The sequence below is a fragment of the Clostridium sp. AM33-3 genome, assembly GCF_003480315.1.
Taxonomy (GTDB): domain Bacteria; phylum Bacillota; class Clostridia; order Lachnospirales; family Lachnospiraceae; genus Brotaphodocola.
Map to the genome: position 1 here is coordinate 50,692 of NZ_QUIV01000016.1, position 15,675 is coordinate 66,366.

Consider the following 15,675-nt stretch of genomic DNA (forward strand, 5'->3'; position numbering starts at 1 on the left):
GAGAACGATGATCGTAATGGTATGTGTAGATGATAAAAATGGAATGATGTTCAACAAACGCCGTCAGAGTCAGGATCGTGTGCTGCGTCAGCACATGCTGGAGCTGGCAGGAGATAAGAAATTGTGGATGAATGCGTACAGCCGAAAGCAGTTTCCTAAAGAAGATGAGAGCCGCATTGCAGTGGCGGAAAACGGATTTCAGAATATCCGGTCAGGCGAATACTGTTTTCTGGAGGATAAGGATCCGGCGCAGTACAAAGAACAGATTGAGGAGCTGATTCTGTTTCACTGGAACCGAACCTACCCTGCAGATCTTTGCTGTACTCTGGATCTGTCGGAGTGGAAACAGAAGACAACAGAAGAGTTCGCAGGCAGCTCTCATGAGAAGATCACACAGGAGTGGTATGTAAAGGGCTGATAAAAAGGAGGAAAACTGCAGGCGCAGGCTTCCTCCTTTTTGATACGGCAATGGATTTTTTAGAACAGAATTTCTTTTCCTTCCAGTCTCCACTGTCTGAACTCCGCAGATGCGGACAGCAGAAGATCGGATGAAGAGTTCAGTGCGGTTTCTACGGAATCCTGGATCACTCCGATGATGAATCCGACACCAACAACCTGCATGGCGATGTCATTCGGAATTCCGAATAAGGAGCAGGCCATCGGGATCAGCAGCAGGGAGCCGCCGGCTACACCGGATGCGCCGCAGGCAGACAGGGCAGCCAGAACACTTAAGATGATGGCACTTGGGATATCCACGGAAATACCGAGGGTATGCGCAGTTGCCAGAGTCATAACGGTAATGGTGATCGCGGCACCATCCATATTGATGGTCGCACCTAACGGGATGGTTACGGAGTAGGTATCCTTATCCAGTCCCATTTCCTCGCAGGTCTCCATGTTGATCGGGATGTTTGCTGCGGAGCTTCTGGTGAAGAAGGCGGTGATGGCACTTTTCTTTAAGCATTTAAAGATCAGCGGATACGGATTCCTGCGGATGCACCAGAATACCAGGATCGGGTTTGTGACAAAATAAATGAACAGCATGGAGCCGACCAGAACAGCCAGCAGCTTTCCGTATTCGGTAAAGATGGCAAGTCCGTTTTCGGAAACGGTGTTGAAGACCAGGCCCAGGATACCGAACGGAGCAAAGCTGATGATCCAGGTAACTACTCTTGCAAGTCCGTTTGAAATCTCACCAAACAGGTTCTTGGTGTTTTCGCTGGCACCGCGCAGGCCAATGCCAAAGAGTACAGCCCAAACCAGGACACCGATATAGTTGGCGCTTGCAATGGACTGAACCGGATTGCTTACCATATTCAGGAGCAGAGAACTTAATACCTCCACAATACCTTCCGGGGCAGCCAGGTCGGATGCGCCCTCGGCCAGCGTCAGGGTGATCGGGAACATCATGCTGGCGATCACGGCGATCACTGCGGCAAGGAAGGTGCTGAACATATACAGAATGATCACGGTGCGGATAACGCCGCCGTGGCTCTTACCGGAGTGGCACAGGGAACTGATGACCAGGAAGAATACCAGAAGCGGCGCGACCGCTTTTAAGGCACCTACAAAGACACTGCCGAGAATGGCGATGGCGGAGAACTGCGGAAGCGCAAGACCCAGGACAGCACCAATGATCAGGCCGGCAACGATCCGTTTGACAAGACTGATGCCGCACCAGGTTTCAAATAGCTTTTTCATAATCTTTCCTCTTTCTTTCATTGGATAGTGGATAAAAGTCCAAAGGTTATTATACACAATGTGTGTAAGTAATACAAATGTTTTTTATACACGGACATTTTGGAGAGAGTGTATTTCCACAGGATGCGTATCCTTACATCAGGCACTTGACATTTTTACACATCCCCTTTATAATGCGGTATAAGTATGTATGCAATTACACATATATCCCAGGCATAGAAGGGAACAAGTAACAGTCTGAGGTACCGCACAGAAAGCAGCCGGCAGATGAGAGGCGCGCGGGAGACGCACTGCGAATACATCCCGGAGCCGCGCATCGAACAAAACCTTTGTGGTTTTCAGTAGGCTGCGCCGGAGCACAGCATCCGTTATCAGGCTGGAACAAAGATGCGGCAGTCGGCATTCTTTCAGGGAAATCCGGCACAGCAGGCAGTTTGTTCACTGAGGCAGGCAGTGTGAGCTGTCTGTGAAGTAAGGTGGTAACACGAGACGTCCCTCGTCCTTTCTGGCTCCGGCCGGGAGGACGAGTTTTTTATTTCATAGGAAATAGGAAATTGCATCCTGTGAAACAATAAAAAGTAATGAAAAAAGGAGAATCCGCTATGAACTGTTACGAAGAGCTGGTAGCCCGCGGTCTTATCGCCCAGGTTACAAATGAAGAAGAAATCAAAAAAATGGTAAATGAAGGCAAAGCAACCTTTTATATCGGCTTTGACCCGACTGCAGACAGCCTGCACGTTGGTCACTTCATGGCACTTTGCCTGATGAAACGTCTGCAGATGGCAGGCAACAAGCCGATCGCCCTCATCGGTGGTGGTACCGGTATGATCGGCGATCCGTCCGGACGTACCGACATGAGAAAGATGATGACCCCGGAGATGATCCAGCATAACTGCGACTGCTTCAAAGAGCAGATGAGCCGCTTCATTGATTTCTCTGATGGAAAGGCACTCATGGTAAACAATGCAGAATGGCTGTTGAAGTTAAATTATGTGGAGCTGCTGCGTGAGGTTGGCGCATGCTTCTCCGTCAACAATATGCTGCGCGCAGAGTGCTATAAGCAGCGCATGGAGAAAGGCTTAAGCTTCTTAGAGTTCAACTACATGATCATGCAGAGCTATGATTTCTATATGTTATACCAGAAATATGGCTGCAACATGCAGTTCGGCGGCGATGACCAGTGGAGCAACATGTTAGGAGGTACTGAGCTGATCCGCCGTAAATTAGGTAAGGATGCGCATGCGATGACCATCACCCTGCTGTTAAATTCTGAAGGCAAGAAGATGGGCAAGACCCAGTCCGGAGCTGTATGGTTAGACCCGAATAAGACCACCCCGTTTGAATTCTACCAGTACTGGAGAAATGTGGCAGACGCCGATGTATTAAAGTGCCTGCGCATGCTGACCTTCCTGCCGCTTGAGCAGATTGATGAGATGGACAAATGGGAAGGCAGCCAGTTAAATACCGCAAAAGAAATCCTGGCATACGAGCTGACCAAGCTGGTTCATGGAGAGGAAGAGGCAGAGAAGGCGCAGACCGCAGCACGCGCACTGTTCAGCGGTCAGGGCAGCCTGGAAAATATGCCGAGCTACAACTTAACCGCTGAGGACTTTACCGACGGCAGCATCGATATTCTGGCAGTCCTGCAGAAATCCGGCCTGGCTCCGACCCGTTCTGAGGCAAGAAGAAACGTAGAGCAGGGCGGTGTATCGGTAAACGGTGAGCAGGTGAAGGATATCAAGGCATCCTACACCAGAGAAGATTTTGCCGGCGAAGGCATGGTCGTAAAACGCGGCAAGAAGAAATTTATGAAGGTAACTGCTGAATAAAAAAGGAAAACAGGCCGGAATATTGGCCTGACATCGCAAAAGCAGAAACAGACAAAAGATCCTCTGCGGCAGGAGGATGCGAACCATTCGCACGAAACTGCCACAGGGGATTTTTGCAACCATTTGCAAATTTTATATATGAGGATTTTATGACAACATTTACAGATAAATATCAGGTGTTAAAGCAGGTATTCGGCTACGATAGCTTCCGGCCGGGCCAGGAGCACCTGATCAACGCCATCCTTGCGGGAAAGGATGTGCTTGGCATTATGCCGACCGGCGCGGGAAAATCCATCGTCTATCAGGTTCCGGCGCTGTTATTTCCGGGCATCACCCTGGTGATTTCGCCCCTGATTTCCCTGATGAAGGACCAGGTGGAGGGCTTAAATCAGGCAGGTGTCCATGCGGCCTATTTAAATAGCTCCCTGACCCAGAACCAGTATTTTAAGGCACTGGATTTCGCGAGAGCGGGGCGTTATCCTATCATTTATGTGGCACCGGAGCGGCTTTTAACGGACAGCTTCCTGTCCTTCGCCCTGAACGCCAATATCTCCATGGTGGCGGTGGATGAGTCTCACTGCGTCTCCCAGTGGGGACAGGATTTCCGCCCCAGCTACTTAAAAATCACAGAATTTATCGACCGTCTGCCGACGCGCCCGGTGGTCAGCGCGTTCACCGCCACCGCCACAAAAGAGGTGCGGGACGATATCATCGACATTTTGCAGCTTCGGGAACCGGCGGTGGAGACCACCGGCTTTGACCGGAAAAACTTATACTTTGGGGTTATGACGCCCAAGGACCGTTACGGCGCCATTCATCATTACCTGGAAACACATCCGGGGGAGAGCGGCATCATTTACTGCCTGACCCGCAAAAACGTGGAAGAAATCTGCGAGCGCCTGCGCGCGGATGGCTTTGCGGCTACCCGGTATCATGCGGGACTCAGCGACGCAGAGCGGCGGCAGAACCAGGATGATTTCCTCTATGACCGTTCGCCCATCATGGTAGCCAGCAACGCGTTTGGCATGGGCATTGACAAATCCAACGTGCGGTTTGTTCTGCACTGCGGCATGCCGAAGAACGTGGAATCCTACTATCAGGAGGCTGGAAGAGCCGGGCGTGACGGGGAACCGGCAGAGTGCATTCTCTATTACAGTGGCCAGGATGTCATCACCAACCAGTTTTTCATCGAGAACAGCCAGGAAAACCAGGAGCTGGATCCTTACACAGCTCAGATCGTAAAAGAGCGGGACCGCGACCGTCTGCGGAAGATGACCTATTACTGTTATACCAACGAATGTCTGCGGGAGTACATCCTGAAGTATTTTGGCGAGTACGGTTCCTCCTGTTACTGCGGCAACTGCCAGAACTGCCTGACGCAGTTTGAAGAGGTGGATGTGACCGAGTATGCCATCGGACTCATCGGCTGCGTGGCTGCCTGCCGGCAGCGCTATGGCGTGAATGTGGTTCTGGATACCCTGCGCGGCGCAAAGACGGCGAAAATCCGTCAGTACCGCATGGATGAGGTGCCGCAGTATGGCCAGTTCGCCAAGGTTCCTGCTTACCGCATGCGCCAGGTATTAAACTATCTGCTGATGCACGATTACTTAAGTGTAACCGATGACACTTACGCCATCCTGCAGCTGACGAAAAAATCCGCGCAGCTTCTGGATCCGGAACAGCAGGCAGAACATGGCCCGCTTCTTATGAAAATGGCAAAGGAGCAGGACAAGGCACCGAAGGAATCTGCCGATACAAAGGGTAAAAAGAAGAAACTCAAAACAGCGGCTTCCGTGGTTCTCACGGAGGAGGAAGAACTCCTTTTCGAGGCGCTGCGCGGCCTACGAACCGAGATCGCAAGGGAAGAGAGTGTGCCGCCTTACATTGTATTTTCTGATAAGACCCTGGTGCTTATGTGCCGCCTGCGTCCGGAGAAGAAGGCAGAAATGCTGGAGGTATCCGGCGTGGGAGAGCATAAATTTGAGAAGTATGGCGCACGGTTTCTGCAGCGGATTGCGGAGCATGTGTGAGCAGAAAGGAGTGATCAATATATATGGAAGAAAAGAATCAGAACATAAATCAGAATCCGGAGCAGCAGACGCCACATAAGCGCCGCGTCCGCTACAAAGGAACTCATCCGAGAAGATTCGAAGAAAAATACAAAGAGCTGAACCCGGAAAAATATGCAGATACCATTGAGCATGTCATTCAGAAAGGCGGCACACCGGCCGGGATGCATATCTCGATTATGGTAAAGGAAATTCTGGATTTTCTACAGATCCGGCCGGGACAAAAAGGCCTGGATGCAACTCTGGGTTATGGCGGCCATACGCGTGCAATGTTAGAGCAGCTGCAGGGCGAGGGCCATATCTACGGCCTGGATGTAGATCCGATCGAGTCTGTAAAGACAAAGAAACGACTGGAAGATCTGGGATTTGGCGAGGACATTATGACTGTGCGCCAGATGAATTTTGCAGATATCGACCAGATCGCGGAGGAGGCTGGTCCGTTCGATTTTATTCTGGCGGACCTTGGCGTATCCTCTATGCAGATCGATAATCCGGAACGCGGTTTTTCCTACAAATTTGACGGCCCGCTGGATCTGCGTTTAAATCCGCAGGCCGGCATTTCTGCCGCAGAACGGTTAAAAGAAGTAGATCGGGAAGAACTGGCCGGGATGCTGGTGGAAAACTCCGATGAGCCATATGCGGAGGAGATTGCCCGCTGCATCACCGGTGCGGTCCGCCGCGGTGAGAAGGTGGACACTACCACAAAGGTGAGGGAACTCATTGAAGAGGCTCTCAGCTTTATCCCGGAAAAAGAGCGCAAAGAAGCGGTAAAGAAAGCCTGCGCAAGAACCTTTCAGGCGCTGCGCATTGACGTAAACAGTGAGTTTGAGGTGTTATATGCCTTCCTTGACAAGCTTCCTCATGTTCTGGCGCCGGGCGGCCGGGTGGCTGTTCTTACTTTCCATTCCGGCGAAGACCGCATGGTAAAGAAATCCTTTAAACAGTACCGGAAAGCCGGACTTTACTCTGAGATTTCAGACGATGTCATCCGCCCGTCTGCAGAAGAATGTGTCCGCAACAGCCGCGCAAGATCTACAAAGCTGCGCTGGGCTGTGCGGGCAGAATAAGAAATAGCAGAAATTACATCTGGATCAGTTCATAGTCACGGCTGCCGAGTCCGATCTTCTCTGCATGCTCCAGGCAGGAACGCCATTCAGATTCCGGGGTAGAGTTTGTGAAATGGTCATGGTGATCATGAAAGTCAGGATCTGCCAGATGCTTTGCCAGCTGGCTTCCCGGCATTGGCTGTGCGGCCATGCAGGCATCTACGCAGGCCTGGTCAAGGGCAAGCGGGTCGAAGGACGCGAACATGCCGATATTTGGCAGGATCGGGACATCGTTTTCGCCATGGCAGTCACAGTTTGGAGAAACATCCACAATCAGGGAAATATGGAAGTTCGGTCTGCCATCTACGACAGCTTTGGCATATTCTGCCATGCGGCAGTTTAACAGTTCGTTTGCGTTATTATTATCGAAACGGATGGCATCAAAGTTGCAGGCTCCAAGGCAGCGTCCGCAGCCGACGCAGTTCTCCTGGTTTACGTGCATTTTTCCGGCTGCTTCGTCGAAAATCAGACCGCCGTTGGCACATTCCTTCTGGCAGCGTCTGCAGCCGCGGCACTTACGTTCCTTGATATGTGGTTTTCCGCTGCAATGCTGCTCGGTTTTTCCGGCACGGGAACCGCAGCCCATGCCAATGTTTTTGATGGTGCCACCGAAGCCGGTCATCTCATGGCCCTTGAAATGGGTCAGGCTGATGAAAATATCTGCATCCATGACAGCACGTCCGATCTTGGCTGCTTTTACATATTCACCGCCTTTTACCGGAACTTCGATATCATCGGTGCCCTTTAATCCATCACCGATAATGACAGGGCAGCCAACAGAAAGCGGAGTAAATCCGTTCTCCCAGGCACATTCCAGGTGCTCCAGCGCGTTTTTCCGGCTGCCCGGATACATGGTGTTGCAGTCTGTGAGGAATGGCTTGCCGCCAAATTCTTTTACCACATCTGCAACGGCCTTGGCATAGTTCGGCCGGAGATAGCTGATATTTCCAAGTTCACCAAAATGCATTTTGATCGCTACAAATTTGCCGTCCATATCCAGCTCGGATATGCCGGCTTTTTTAATGAGTTTTTTCAGCTTTGTGGGAAGACCGTCACCAAATGCAATCGTGTGAAAGTCGGTAAAGTATACTTTTGATCGTTCCATGTCAGATAAATTCCTCCTGTCAGTTCTGTTATGTAAATCCTAAAATATATTTTATTATAATCGAAAAAATTTTTCAACAATCCCCTAGGATCGCTTGATAATTATTTTACATTTGCATTGCTTTTTCCTTTTAGAACGTGTACTATTATAAAGACAATTTGTGTAAATGATGATACTGAACAAAGTATAAGAGAAAAGGACAGGTGACTTGCGTGGAAAGACAGAATGAAATAGAGTCAGATAAAATTTATGTTCAGATGTTCGGAAGCTTTCGTATGACATATCAGGGACAGCAGATCCAGCTGGGAAAATGGCTGAGTGCCAAGATGATCCATCTGCTGCTGTTGCTGATCTGCAGGAGAGGAGAGGGGGTTACCAGAAGTGAACTGATCTGGCGTCTGTACGGAGCAGACGAAAATGATAGTCAGTCCAGCAATTCCCTGCGCGCCATGATCTTCCGGCTGCGCCGAAGCATCCAGGAATCCGGGCTTCCGGAAGGAGAATACATTTCTACCAAGGGCGGACGTTATACATGGAATAACCAGCCACTGGAGACAGAGCTGGATGTGGAGACATTTCAAAAACTGGTCAAGGCTGGTTTTGAAGAAATTGATCCGGTGCACAGAGTGGAGCTTCTGACGGCTGCCTGCAAAACCTGCAGTGGAGATTTTATGCCGGATATGGTTTCGGATGAGTGGGTCGGAAAAACCAGCTGGCGTTTCCGGGAATTATACATGAGGGCACTGAGGGAACTGACGAGTCAGTTAAAAAGCCAGAAACGTTATGCTGAGCTGTTAGAGGACTGCGAACTGGTATTAAAACGCTATCCGTCTGAAGAATGGCAGTGTATGAAGCTGGAGTCACTCAATGATATGAAACGTTACCGGGAAGCCGTGGAGTATTATGAAGCTCTGGAGACGGAGGCGCGGCAGACTTGCACTCCGTTTCTGTCACAGGACTTAAAGGAGCAGTATCTGAAGGCAAAAAATATGATGCAGTATGAAGTGGTGGAAATGGAGCAGATCCAGAAAGAACTGATGCCGGTGCTGCTTAAGCCGGGAGCAACTTCATGCGAGTATCTGGAATTTGTTGACATTTACCAGTTTATGATGCGGGTTTTTGCCCGGGAGGGAATTTCGTCCCAGCTGCTTTTACTGACTCTGGTCGGCCCGCAGGGAGCGGAGCTGGAATCTTCAGGGATGCTGGAAGGTGCCCGTTCCAGCCTGGAAAGTGCGATCCAGAAAACAATCCGCTGCTCTGATCTGTACACACGCTATGGCAGCAACCAGTTTTTGGTACTCCTGGCAAGCACCGGGCAGCAGGGCGGTGAAGAAGCCAGGGAGCGTATTCTGGAATGCTATCGTGCGATCAGCCGGAATCCGCAGATCACATTGCGCTGTGAACTGCGCGATATCTGTTCGGATGAGCTGTAATGTGGCTCATGGATATTGTCATGCGGTAATAAATCCTTAAGAGAAACGTTCATAATAATCAATGGTAATTAAGAGATCTCTCTGTTATACTGTGGGTGTGTTAAGGAAACAGCTGAAAACTGTAACCAATACGATACGGAGGCAGGAAAAAGGTACCCTGGGGTATCTTCCGGCACCGAACCATGATTACGGATAAGGAGATAGAAATTATGAGCAGAAAAACAAATAAGACCATTACCGCTGTCGGCATGGCAGCACTGATGACAGCAGCCGGTGTCCTCACCGCCATGGCAGCACAGTCCCCGACCATTATAGCGGGAAACGGCATGAGCCAGATTGAGGCAGCCGGACCGGGGGTACAAAGTCCGGACGCAGAACAGGAGCAGGCACCGATCTGGGGAAGCATCATCAGTGCAGATAACGGCAGTATTGACATGGATTGTCCGTCCGGCAATATCTATGAGGGCGAGGTGATCGTGAATATTTCCGGTGATACTCTGATTCTGGACGGCGAGAACGGCTATCCGCTGGAGGCAGAGGAGCTTCAGGCAGGCGAGACGGTATATGCCTATATCGGACCGGCCATGACCATGAGCCTGCCGCCGCAGACAACCGGTGAGGTTGTCATTGGTAAGATTCCGGCAGACCAAAAGGCACCGGAGTATATCACCGCAGTGTCTATGACAGCCAACGCAGACGGAAGCTGGACTCTCATGTCTGCGGCGGGTAAGGAGTATGCAGTTTCCGCAGACTGCCGCATCATGCCGTATCTGACCAGACAGATCGTTTCTCTGGAGGATGTGGAGCAGGGCAGCAATCTGCTGGTATGGAGTGATGACCAGAACCATGCGCAGAAGCTGGTATTGTTTGCAAAATAAAAATTCAGCAGCACAGTCTGGCTGACAAAATAAGCAGGGAATGTCCTGTCCGCATGAAAGAGATTGCGGCAGGGCATTTTTCTGCATCACTGCAATGAAAATGATATGGGAGGGATGGATGATGGACGCAGCTGCCGTATTCCGGTTGTCAAGGATGCGGATGCATGGGAGTGGAAGATCAACGGTGTCAGCGAGTATGAATGTTTTGGAATGCTGCCTTATGCAGGATAAAAAAGGGAATTAAGAAAATGAGAAAACTTTGTGCGGATTTTCACACACACACAACCTATTGTGACGGCAAAAGCACGCCACGCCAGATGGTGGAGGCGGCATACAGCATGGGACTGACAGATTTCGGTATTTCCGGCCATGCGGATTATTCCATGTGGGAGCCGGGATTTGGCATGTCGGATGCGATCTTGTCAGCCTACAAGCAGGAACTGGAGATACTCAGGGAAGAGTATGCCGGGAAGATGAATATTTACATCGGAATTGAACTGGATACGCTGGGGCCGGTGCAACAGGCAGAGTATGCCATCGGCTCTACCCACAGCATATTAAAAGACGGGCATCTGGTTACGGTGGATGACACGGAGGAAAAGCTGGTGCAGGCTGTGGAAACACTCTGGAACGGCGACTGGTATGCCATGGCACGGGATTATTTCGAACTGGAGGCCACGGTCTACGATAAGCTTCACTGCGACTGGGTGGGGCATTTTGACCTGCTCACCAAGTTCAATGAAGCCTATCGATATTTTGATGAGACAAAGGATGGCTATCTGGAACCGGCACTGAATGCCATGAAGAAGCTGCACAGCCAGGGACTTCCCTTTGAGATCAATACCGGCGCCATGTCCCGCGGCTACCGTACTGCGCCATATCCGAATCCGATTCTCTTAAGAGAACTCCATGCCATGGGCGGCCGCATCATGATCAATTCCGACAGTCACAGCGCGGACACCATTGCCTACGCTTTCGATCAGGCAGGAAAAATTGCGTATGAGTGCGGCTTTCGGAAGGTAACAGTATGGAGCAAAGACGGTTTCCGGGAAATTTCGTTAGGATAAAAACGGGTCCTTTCCTTCCGTTTCAAAATATTCCCTGGTCAGCTTAAATACCGTTTTGGACAGCAAGAATACACCAATCAGGTTTGGAATGGCCATGAGACCGTTGAAGGTATCTGCAATGCTCCATAACAGGCCCAGATCTACCGTGGCACCCAGGATGGCTATCAGAGAGTAGGCGACCATGAAGGGCTTGATGATCTTTTCATCGAAGATAAATTCAATACAGCGTGCGCCGTACAGTCCCCATCCGATGATGGTGGAGAAGGCAAAGCAGCACATGGATATGGCGGTGAAGATGGATACCCAGTTTCCGTAGGTGGAGGTAAAGCCGGAGATGGTCAGCTCTGCGCCGGCTGCCTGTCCATAGTTGACAGTAACACCGCTGCACAGGATGACCAGCGCGGTTAATGTGCAGATGACAATGGTATCGGTAAATACCTCAAAGATGCCGAAGAACCCCTGCTTCACCGGCTTCTTGGTATCGGCACATGCATGGGCAATGGAACCGGTACCGAGGCCGGCCTCATTGGAGAAGATACCTCGGGATACGCCGCGTTTCATGCTGGTGAAGAAGCTTCCGATGACGCCGCCGGTTACTGCCTGCGGATGGAAGGCACCCTCAAAGATCATGGAAAATACCAGTGGAATGCGGTTTGCGTGAAGCAGGATTACGCCAAGGGCCAGCAGGATGTAAAACAGTGCCATGAAGGGAACCAGCTTTTCTGCTACGTTTCCGATTCTTTTTACGCCACCTAAGAGCACTAGGGCTACCAGAGCAGCCAGCACAATGCCGGTCACGAGGCAGACAACAGGTTTTGACTGGTCTGAGATCAGGCTGTAGTTTTCCAGGGCAGAGTTGATGGCGGTGGTGATGGTATTGACCTGGGTGGCATTTCCGGTTCCGAATACCGTCAGCACTCCAAAGGTGGAGAAGAGGACTGCCAGCCAGTGCCATTTCGGGCCAAGACCGTTTTTGATGTAGTACATAGGACCACCTACCAGATCACCGTTTTTATTGGTCTCCCGGAAATGGACGGCCAGGGTTACTTCGGAGAATTTGGTGCACATGCCCAGGGCTGCGGAAACCCACATCCAGAAGACAGCACCCGGTCCGCCGATGGCAATAGCGCCTGCTACACCGGCAATATTTCCGGTTCCGACAGTCGCTGCCAGAGCTGTGCAGACCGCCTGGAACGGTGTCATGGCACCGTCCGAGGCATTGCGCTTACGGAAGATGCGTCCGATGGTCACGCGGATTGCGTAAGGGAATTTGCAGATCTGCAAAAAGTGCAGGCCAAAGCTTAAATAAAGGCCGACACCGATGATGCAGATCATAGCAGGAACTCCCCAGATGAAATTGTTGATCACGTTGTTGATAGATTCGATGGTGTTTAACATAGGGATACCTTTCTTTCATAGTAAAAATACCAGAAGATGATACCATAATCGAGGGAAAATGTATAGCAAAACGTGGCGTGGTAAGGGAAAAAACGCTGCTGGGCACACTTGTGTGAACGGTAACAATAAAACGAAAAAATAAAGCACCGGTTCTTTAGAAGAACAGATGCTCGATCAGAATTTTGAGGCCGATCAGGATCAGGATGATGCCGCCGGTCCGTTCTGCTTTGGACTTGTAGAGGACTCCGAATACGGTGCCGACTTTAACGCCGATCACGGAAAGTATGAACGTGGTGCAGCCGATAAAGCTGACTGCCTGAAGGATCCGGACATCCAGAAATGCGAAGGTGACGCCGACGGCCAGTGCGTCAATGCTGGTGGCTATGGCCAGAAGCAGCATGGTTTTGACATCGATGGAGGCATCACAGGACTCGGGTTCATTGTCCATGGATTCCTTCACCATATTAAAACCGATGATGCCAAGCAGGATAAACGCGATCCAGTGATCGTAGGCTTTGATGGCACTCTGGAAACGGATACCAAGCATATAGCCGATCCAGGGCATGAGGGCCTGGAAACCGCCAAAATACAGGCCGATGATGAGCGCGTGCTTCGCGCGCATCTTCTGCATGGAAAGACCCTTACAGACGGAAACGGCAAAGGCGTCCATGGAAAGGCCTACTGCCAGAAGAAATAATTCGATCAGCGACATAAGAAAATCCTCCTGTTTCTTTCATACATCTTATGTGGAATGCCGCATGATAAAACGCAATTTCCGAATGATACAAAAAGAGACCTGTCTGCAGAAAAAGCCTGCAGACAAGTCTCATCATTTGCCATATCTTTATGCATTAAGCAGAACCAGATGCGTATGCACCAGTGTGTTGACTCTGCTCCAGGCTGGCGCCTGGCGACTACTCCCTTATCTTCTGCTTATTCTACTCAATAGAGCGGGAGTTGGTCAATGCTAACAATCTTGAAAAAATGCACGCCGCATTCTCGTTACTTTAGTGATGAGTTAGGCGTGCAAAAAATATAAATAAGAATCGAACATACATTTGTATCTTGGCAATACATATGGTATACTATAAATATGGATAATAATATATTTAATATTAAGGAAAATAGTCTTTCGTATGGTAGAGGTTATGTTTATTCTTTACAGTATCATTTGGTATGGTGTACAAAATACCGTAAAAAAGTTTTAGCAAATGGAATCGATGTGGAATGCAAAGAAATGTTACAAGGATTGGCGGAAGAGTATCACTTTCAGATTTTGGCTATGGAGGTAATGCCGGATCACATTCATCTGCTTGTGGATTGTCGCCCACAGTTCTTTATTTCTGACATGATTAAAATCATGAAAGGAAATATTGCCAGACAGTTATTTCTTTCACATCCGGAATTAAAACAGCAGTTGTGGGGTGGACACCTTTGGAATCCTTCCTATTGTGTAGTGACAGTGAGTGAGCGCAGTAAAGAACAGGTTTTGTCGTACATTGAAGGGCAGAAGGACAAAGAAAAGCGAAAGTAGGAAAATCTCATGAAGACGGTATCCAGTTATGGTGTAGAAATTAAAAAACAGAATATTCCCCTTCACCAAACACTGAGGATTTATCGTCAGGCAGTTTCTTATCTGACCAAAGTGTATCATGAAGTATGGGAAGGACTTTCGGAAATTGAGAACACCCAAAAGCGGTTTAATGAAGCGGAACATCTTGTACATAATACAAAGAAAAATGTGGCCAGATTTGATTTCGACCAGCGTTTTGTTAAAATGCCATCTTACTTGAGACGTGCAGCAATTCAGCATGCACTTGGAAGTGTATCTTCTTACAAAACACGAATGAAATTATGGGAAAACGGCGATTTATCAGGGAAGCCGAAACTCGTATATGAAAATCACGCGATGCCGGTATTTTACAGAGATGTCATGTACAAACCGAGCGAGTCAGGGGAAGATATTGCATATCTGAAATTATATGATGGTTATGACTGGAAATGGTTTCGCGTTTCTCTGCTGCATACAGATATGGAATATCTGAGAAAACATTGGTCAGGAGTTTGCGCTATGGCCCCAGTTCTGGAGAAGAAGCATCAAAAATATTTTCTGAGATTTTCTTATACGGAGGATGTGATATTGACGAAGCATGCTGTAAATGAGCAAATCATTTGTAGCATAGATCTGGGAAGCAATACGGATGCGGTTTGCACAATCATGCGTTCAGACGGAACTATTCTGGGACGAAAATTTATAGATTTCCCCAGTGACAAAGACCGGCTGTACCATGTTTTGGGCAGAATTCGCAGATTTCAAAGAGAACATGGTTCCGGGCAGATAAAGAGAAGATGGACCTATGCTAAAAGACTGAACATGGAATTATCCAGGAAAATCGCAAATGCAATCGTAACATATGCGGGGAAATATCAGGCAGATGTACTGGTCTTTGAGTACTTAGAGATAAAAGGGGTTATTTCCGGAAAGAAACGTCAGCAGCTTCATATGTGGAGAAAACGGGATATTCAGAATATATGCGAGCATCAGGCTCATAGACATGGAATGAGACTGGCGAGGGTCTGTGCCTACAATACCAGTAGGCTTGCTTATGATGGAAGTGGTATGGTAGAGCGAAGCAAAAAGAATCACAGCTTGTGTGTATTCAAAAATGGGAAAACATACAACTGTGATTTATCTGCATCCTATAATATTGGAGCAAGATATTTTATCAGAGAATTATTAAAACCCTTCCCGGAAACGGAAAGGTCTTTACTGGAGGCAAAAGTTCCTTCAATAAAGCGTAGAACCTCATGTGTTTATGCAGATTTGAGAGTGCTGCACGATGTGTTGGCAGACTCTAAATCTGCATGAATGCAGGCAGATATTCAGTGGACTACCTGTAATGTGGAAACCTGCCGTATCCGGCATGGACATTGCGCATAGCTGCGCTGTTCTAAGTTACAGGCGTATCCGCCGATATTTAGTCTTGTCGCTTAAAGCGGCTGAGAAGCACGTGACTTTAGTCATGTGAGGTTCAGTTCGCCCGGCGCGAACGTTATTCTTAAAGGTGAAAGTCCTAAGTGCACCTGTT

The 15,675-nt window shown here is 49.2% G+C and carries 14 protein-coding genes; 10 read left to right on the plus strand and 4 right to left on the minus strand.

Annotated features, from left to right (window positions below):
* Positions 1-7: 7 nt before the first annotated feature.
* Entirely contained in the window at positions 8-418 is a 411-nt protein-coding gene (locus DW819_RS10505) for a ribonuclease Z (RefSeq protein WP_118733240.1), read from the plus strand.
* A gap of 59 nt (positions 419-477) precedes the next feature.
* Here DW819_RS10505 and sstT read toward each other — a convergent pair whose 3' ends face one another.
* Positions 478-1,701: a serine/threonine transporter SstT gene (sstT, locus tag DW819_RS10510; protein ID WP_118733241.1), complete on the minus strand. Its 1,224-nt coding sequence runs from the start codon at positions 1,699-1,701 to the stop codon at positions 478-480.
* 602 nt (positions 1,702-2,303) lie between these two features.
* On the opposite strand from sstT, the gene tyrS reads away from it, so the two are divergent.
* The 3 genes from tyrS (at position 2,304) to rsmH (ending at position 6,666) form a co-directional block, all read left to right on the plus strand.
* On the plus strand, positions 2,304-3,530 hold the full coding sequence (tyrS, locus tag DW819_RS10515; protein ID WP_118733242.1) for a tyrosine--tRNA ligase: 1,227 nt from the start codon (positions 2,304-2,306) through the stop codon (positions 3,528-3,530).
* 149 nt (positions 3,531-3,679) lie between these two features.
* The gene (gene recQ, locus DW819_RS10520) at positions 3,680-5,560 is read left to right on the plus strand and encodes a DNA helicase RecQ (protein ID WP_118733243.1); all 1,881 of its coding nucleotides are present in this window, start codon (positions 3,680-3,682) and stop codon (positions 5,558-5,560) included.
* A 23-nt stretch (positions 5,561-5,583) separates the two neighbouring features.
* Positions 5,584-6,666, plus strand: a complete 1,083-nt coding sequence (gene rsmH, locus DW819_RS10525) for a 16S rRNA (cytosine(1402)-N(4))-methyltransferase RsmH (RefSeq protein WP_118733244.1) — start codon at positions 5,584-5,586, stop codon at positions 6,664-6,666.
* A 13-nt stretch (positions 6,667-6,679) separates the two neighbouring features.
* Here the strand turns inward: rsmH and DW819_RS10530 are convergent, their stop codons facing one another.
* Positions 6,680-7,810 (minus strand): DUF362 domain-containing protein, encoded by a 1,131-nt coding sequence (locus DW819_RS10530; RefSeq protein WP_118733245.1) that lies wholly within the window; start codon positions 7,808-7,810, stop codon positions 6,680-6,682.
* Positions 7,811-8,085: 275 nt separating this feature from the next.
* Between DW819_RS10530 and DW819_RS10535 the strand changes: the two genes are divergently transcribed.
* The 4 genes from DW819_RS10535 to DW819_RS10545 all read left to right on the plus strand — a co-directional run bounded on the left by DW819_RS10535 (position 8,086) and on the right by DW819_RS10545 (position 11,188).
* On the plus strand, positions 8,086-9,243 hold the full coding sequence (locus DW819_RS10535) for a winged helix-turn-helix domain-containing protein (protein WP_182432627.1): 1,158 nt from the start codon (positions 8,086-8,088) through the stop codon (positions 9,241-9,243).
* A gap of 209 nt (positions 9,244-9,452) precedes the next feature.
* Positions 9,453-10,121: a hypothetical protein gene (locus DW819_RS10540; protein WP_118733247.1), complete on the plus strand. Its 669-nt coding sequence runs from the start codon at positions 9,453-9,455 to the stop codon at positions 10,119-10,121.
* A gap of 105 nt (positions 10,122-10,226) precedes the next feature.
* Complete coding sequence (locus DW819_RS16070) at positions 10,227-10,352, plus strand: hypothetical protein (RefSeq protein ID WP_279220754.1); 126 nt, start codon at positions 10,227-10,229, stop codon at positions 10,350-10,352.
* A gap of 17 nt (positions 10,353-10,369) precedes the next feature.
* On the plus strand, positions 10,370-11,188 hold the full coding sequence (locus DW819_RS10545) for a histidinol-phosphatase HisJ family protein (RefSeq protein ID WP_118733248.1): 819 nt from the start codon (positions 10,370-10,372) through the stop codon (positions 11,186-11,188).
* On the opposite strand, the gene DW819_RS10550 is transcribed toward DW819_RS10545, so the two are convergent.
* Together DW819_RS10550 and DW819_RS10555 are read right to left on the minus strand one after the other, a co-directional pair.
* Positions 11,180-12,586 (minus strand): sodium:alanine symporter family protein, encoded by a 1,407-nt coding sequence (locus DW819_RS10550; protein ID WP_118733249.1) that lies wholly within the window; start codon positions 12,584-12,586, stop codon positions 11,180-11,182. The genes DW819_RS10545 and DW819_RS10550 overlap by 9 nt on opposite strands.
* A gap of 154 nt (positions 12,587-12,740) precedes the next feature.
* Positions 12,741-13,298, minus strand: coding sequence for a manganese efflux pump MntP family protein (locus tag DW819_RS10555; protein ID WP_118733250.1), 558 nt, complete (start codon positions 13,296-13,298; stop codon positions 12,741-12,743).
* Positions 13,299-13,679: 381 nt separating this feature from the next.
* Here DW819_RS10555 and tnpA point away from each other — a divergent pair, with 381 nt between their 5' ends.
* Together tnpA and DW819_RS10565 are read left to right on the plus strand one after the other, a co-directional pair.
* The gene (gene tnpA / locus DW819_RS10560; RefSeq protein WP_118733251.1) at positions 13,680-14,120 is read left to right on the plus strand and encodes an IS200/IS605 family transposase; all 441 of its coding nucleotides are present in this window, start codon (positions 13,680-13,682) and stop codon (positions 14,118-14,120) included.
* A 9-nt stretch (positions 14,121-14,129) separates the two neighbouring features.
* A complete protein-coding gene (locus DW819_RS10565) occupies positions 14,130-15,455 on the plus strand; it encodes an IS200/IS605 family element transposase accessory protein TnpB (protein ID WP_118733252.1) in 1,326 nt (441 codons plus the stop codon).
* Positions 15,456-15,675 lie beyond the last annotated feature (220 nt).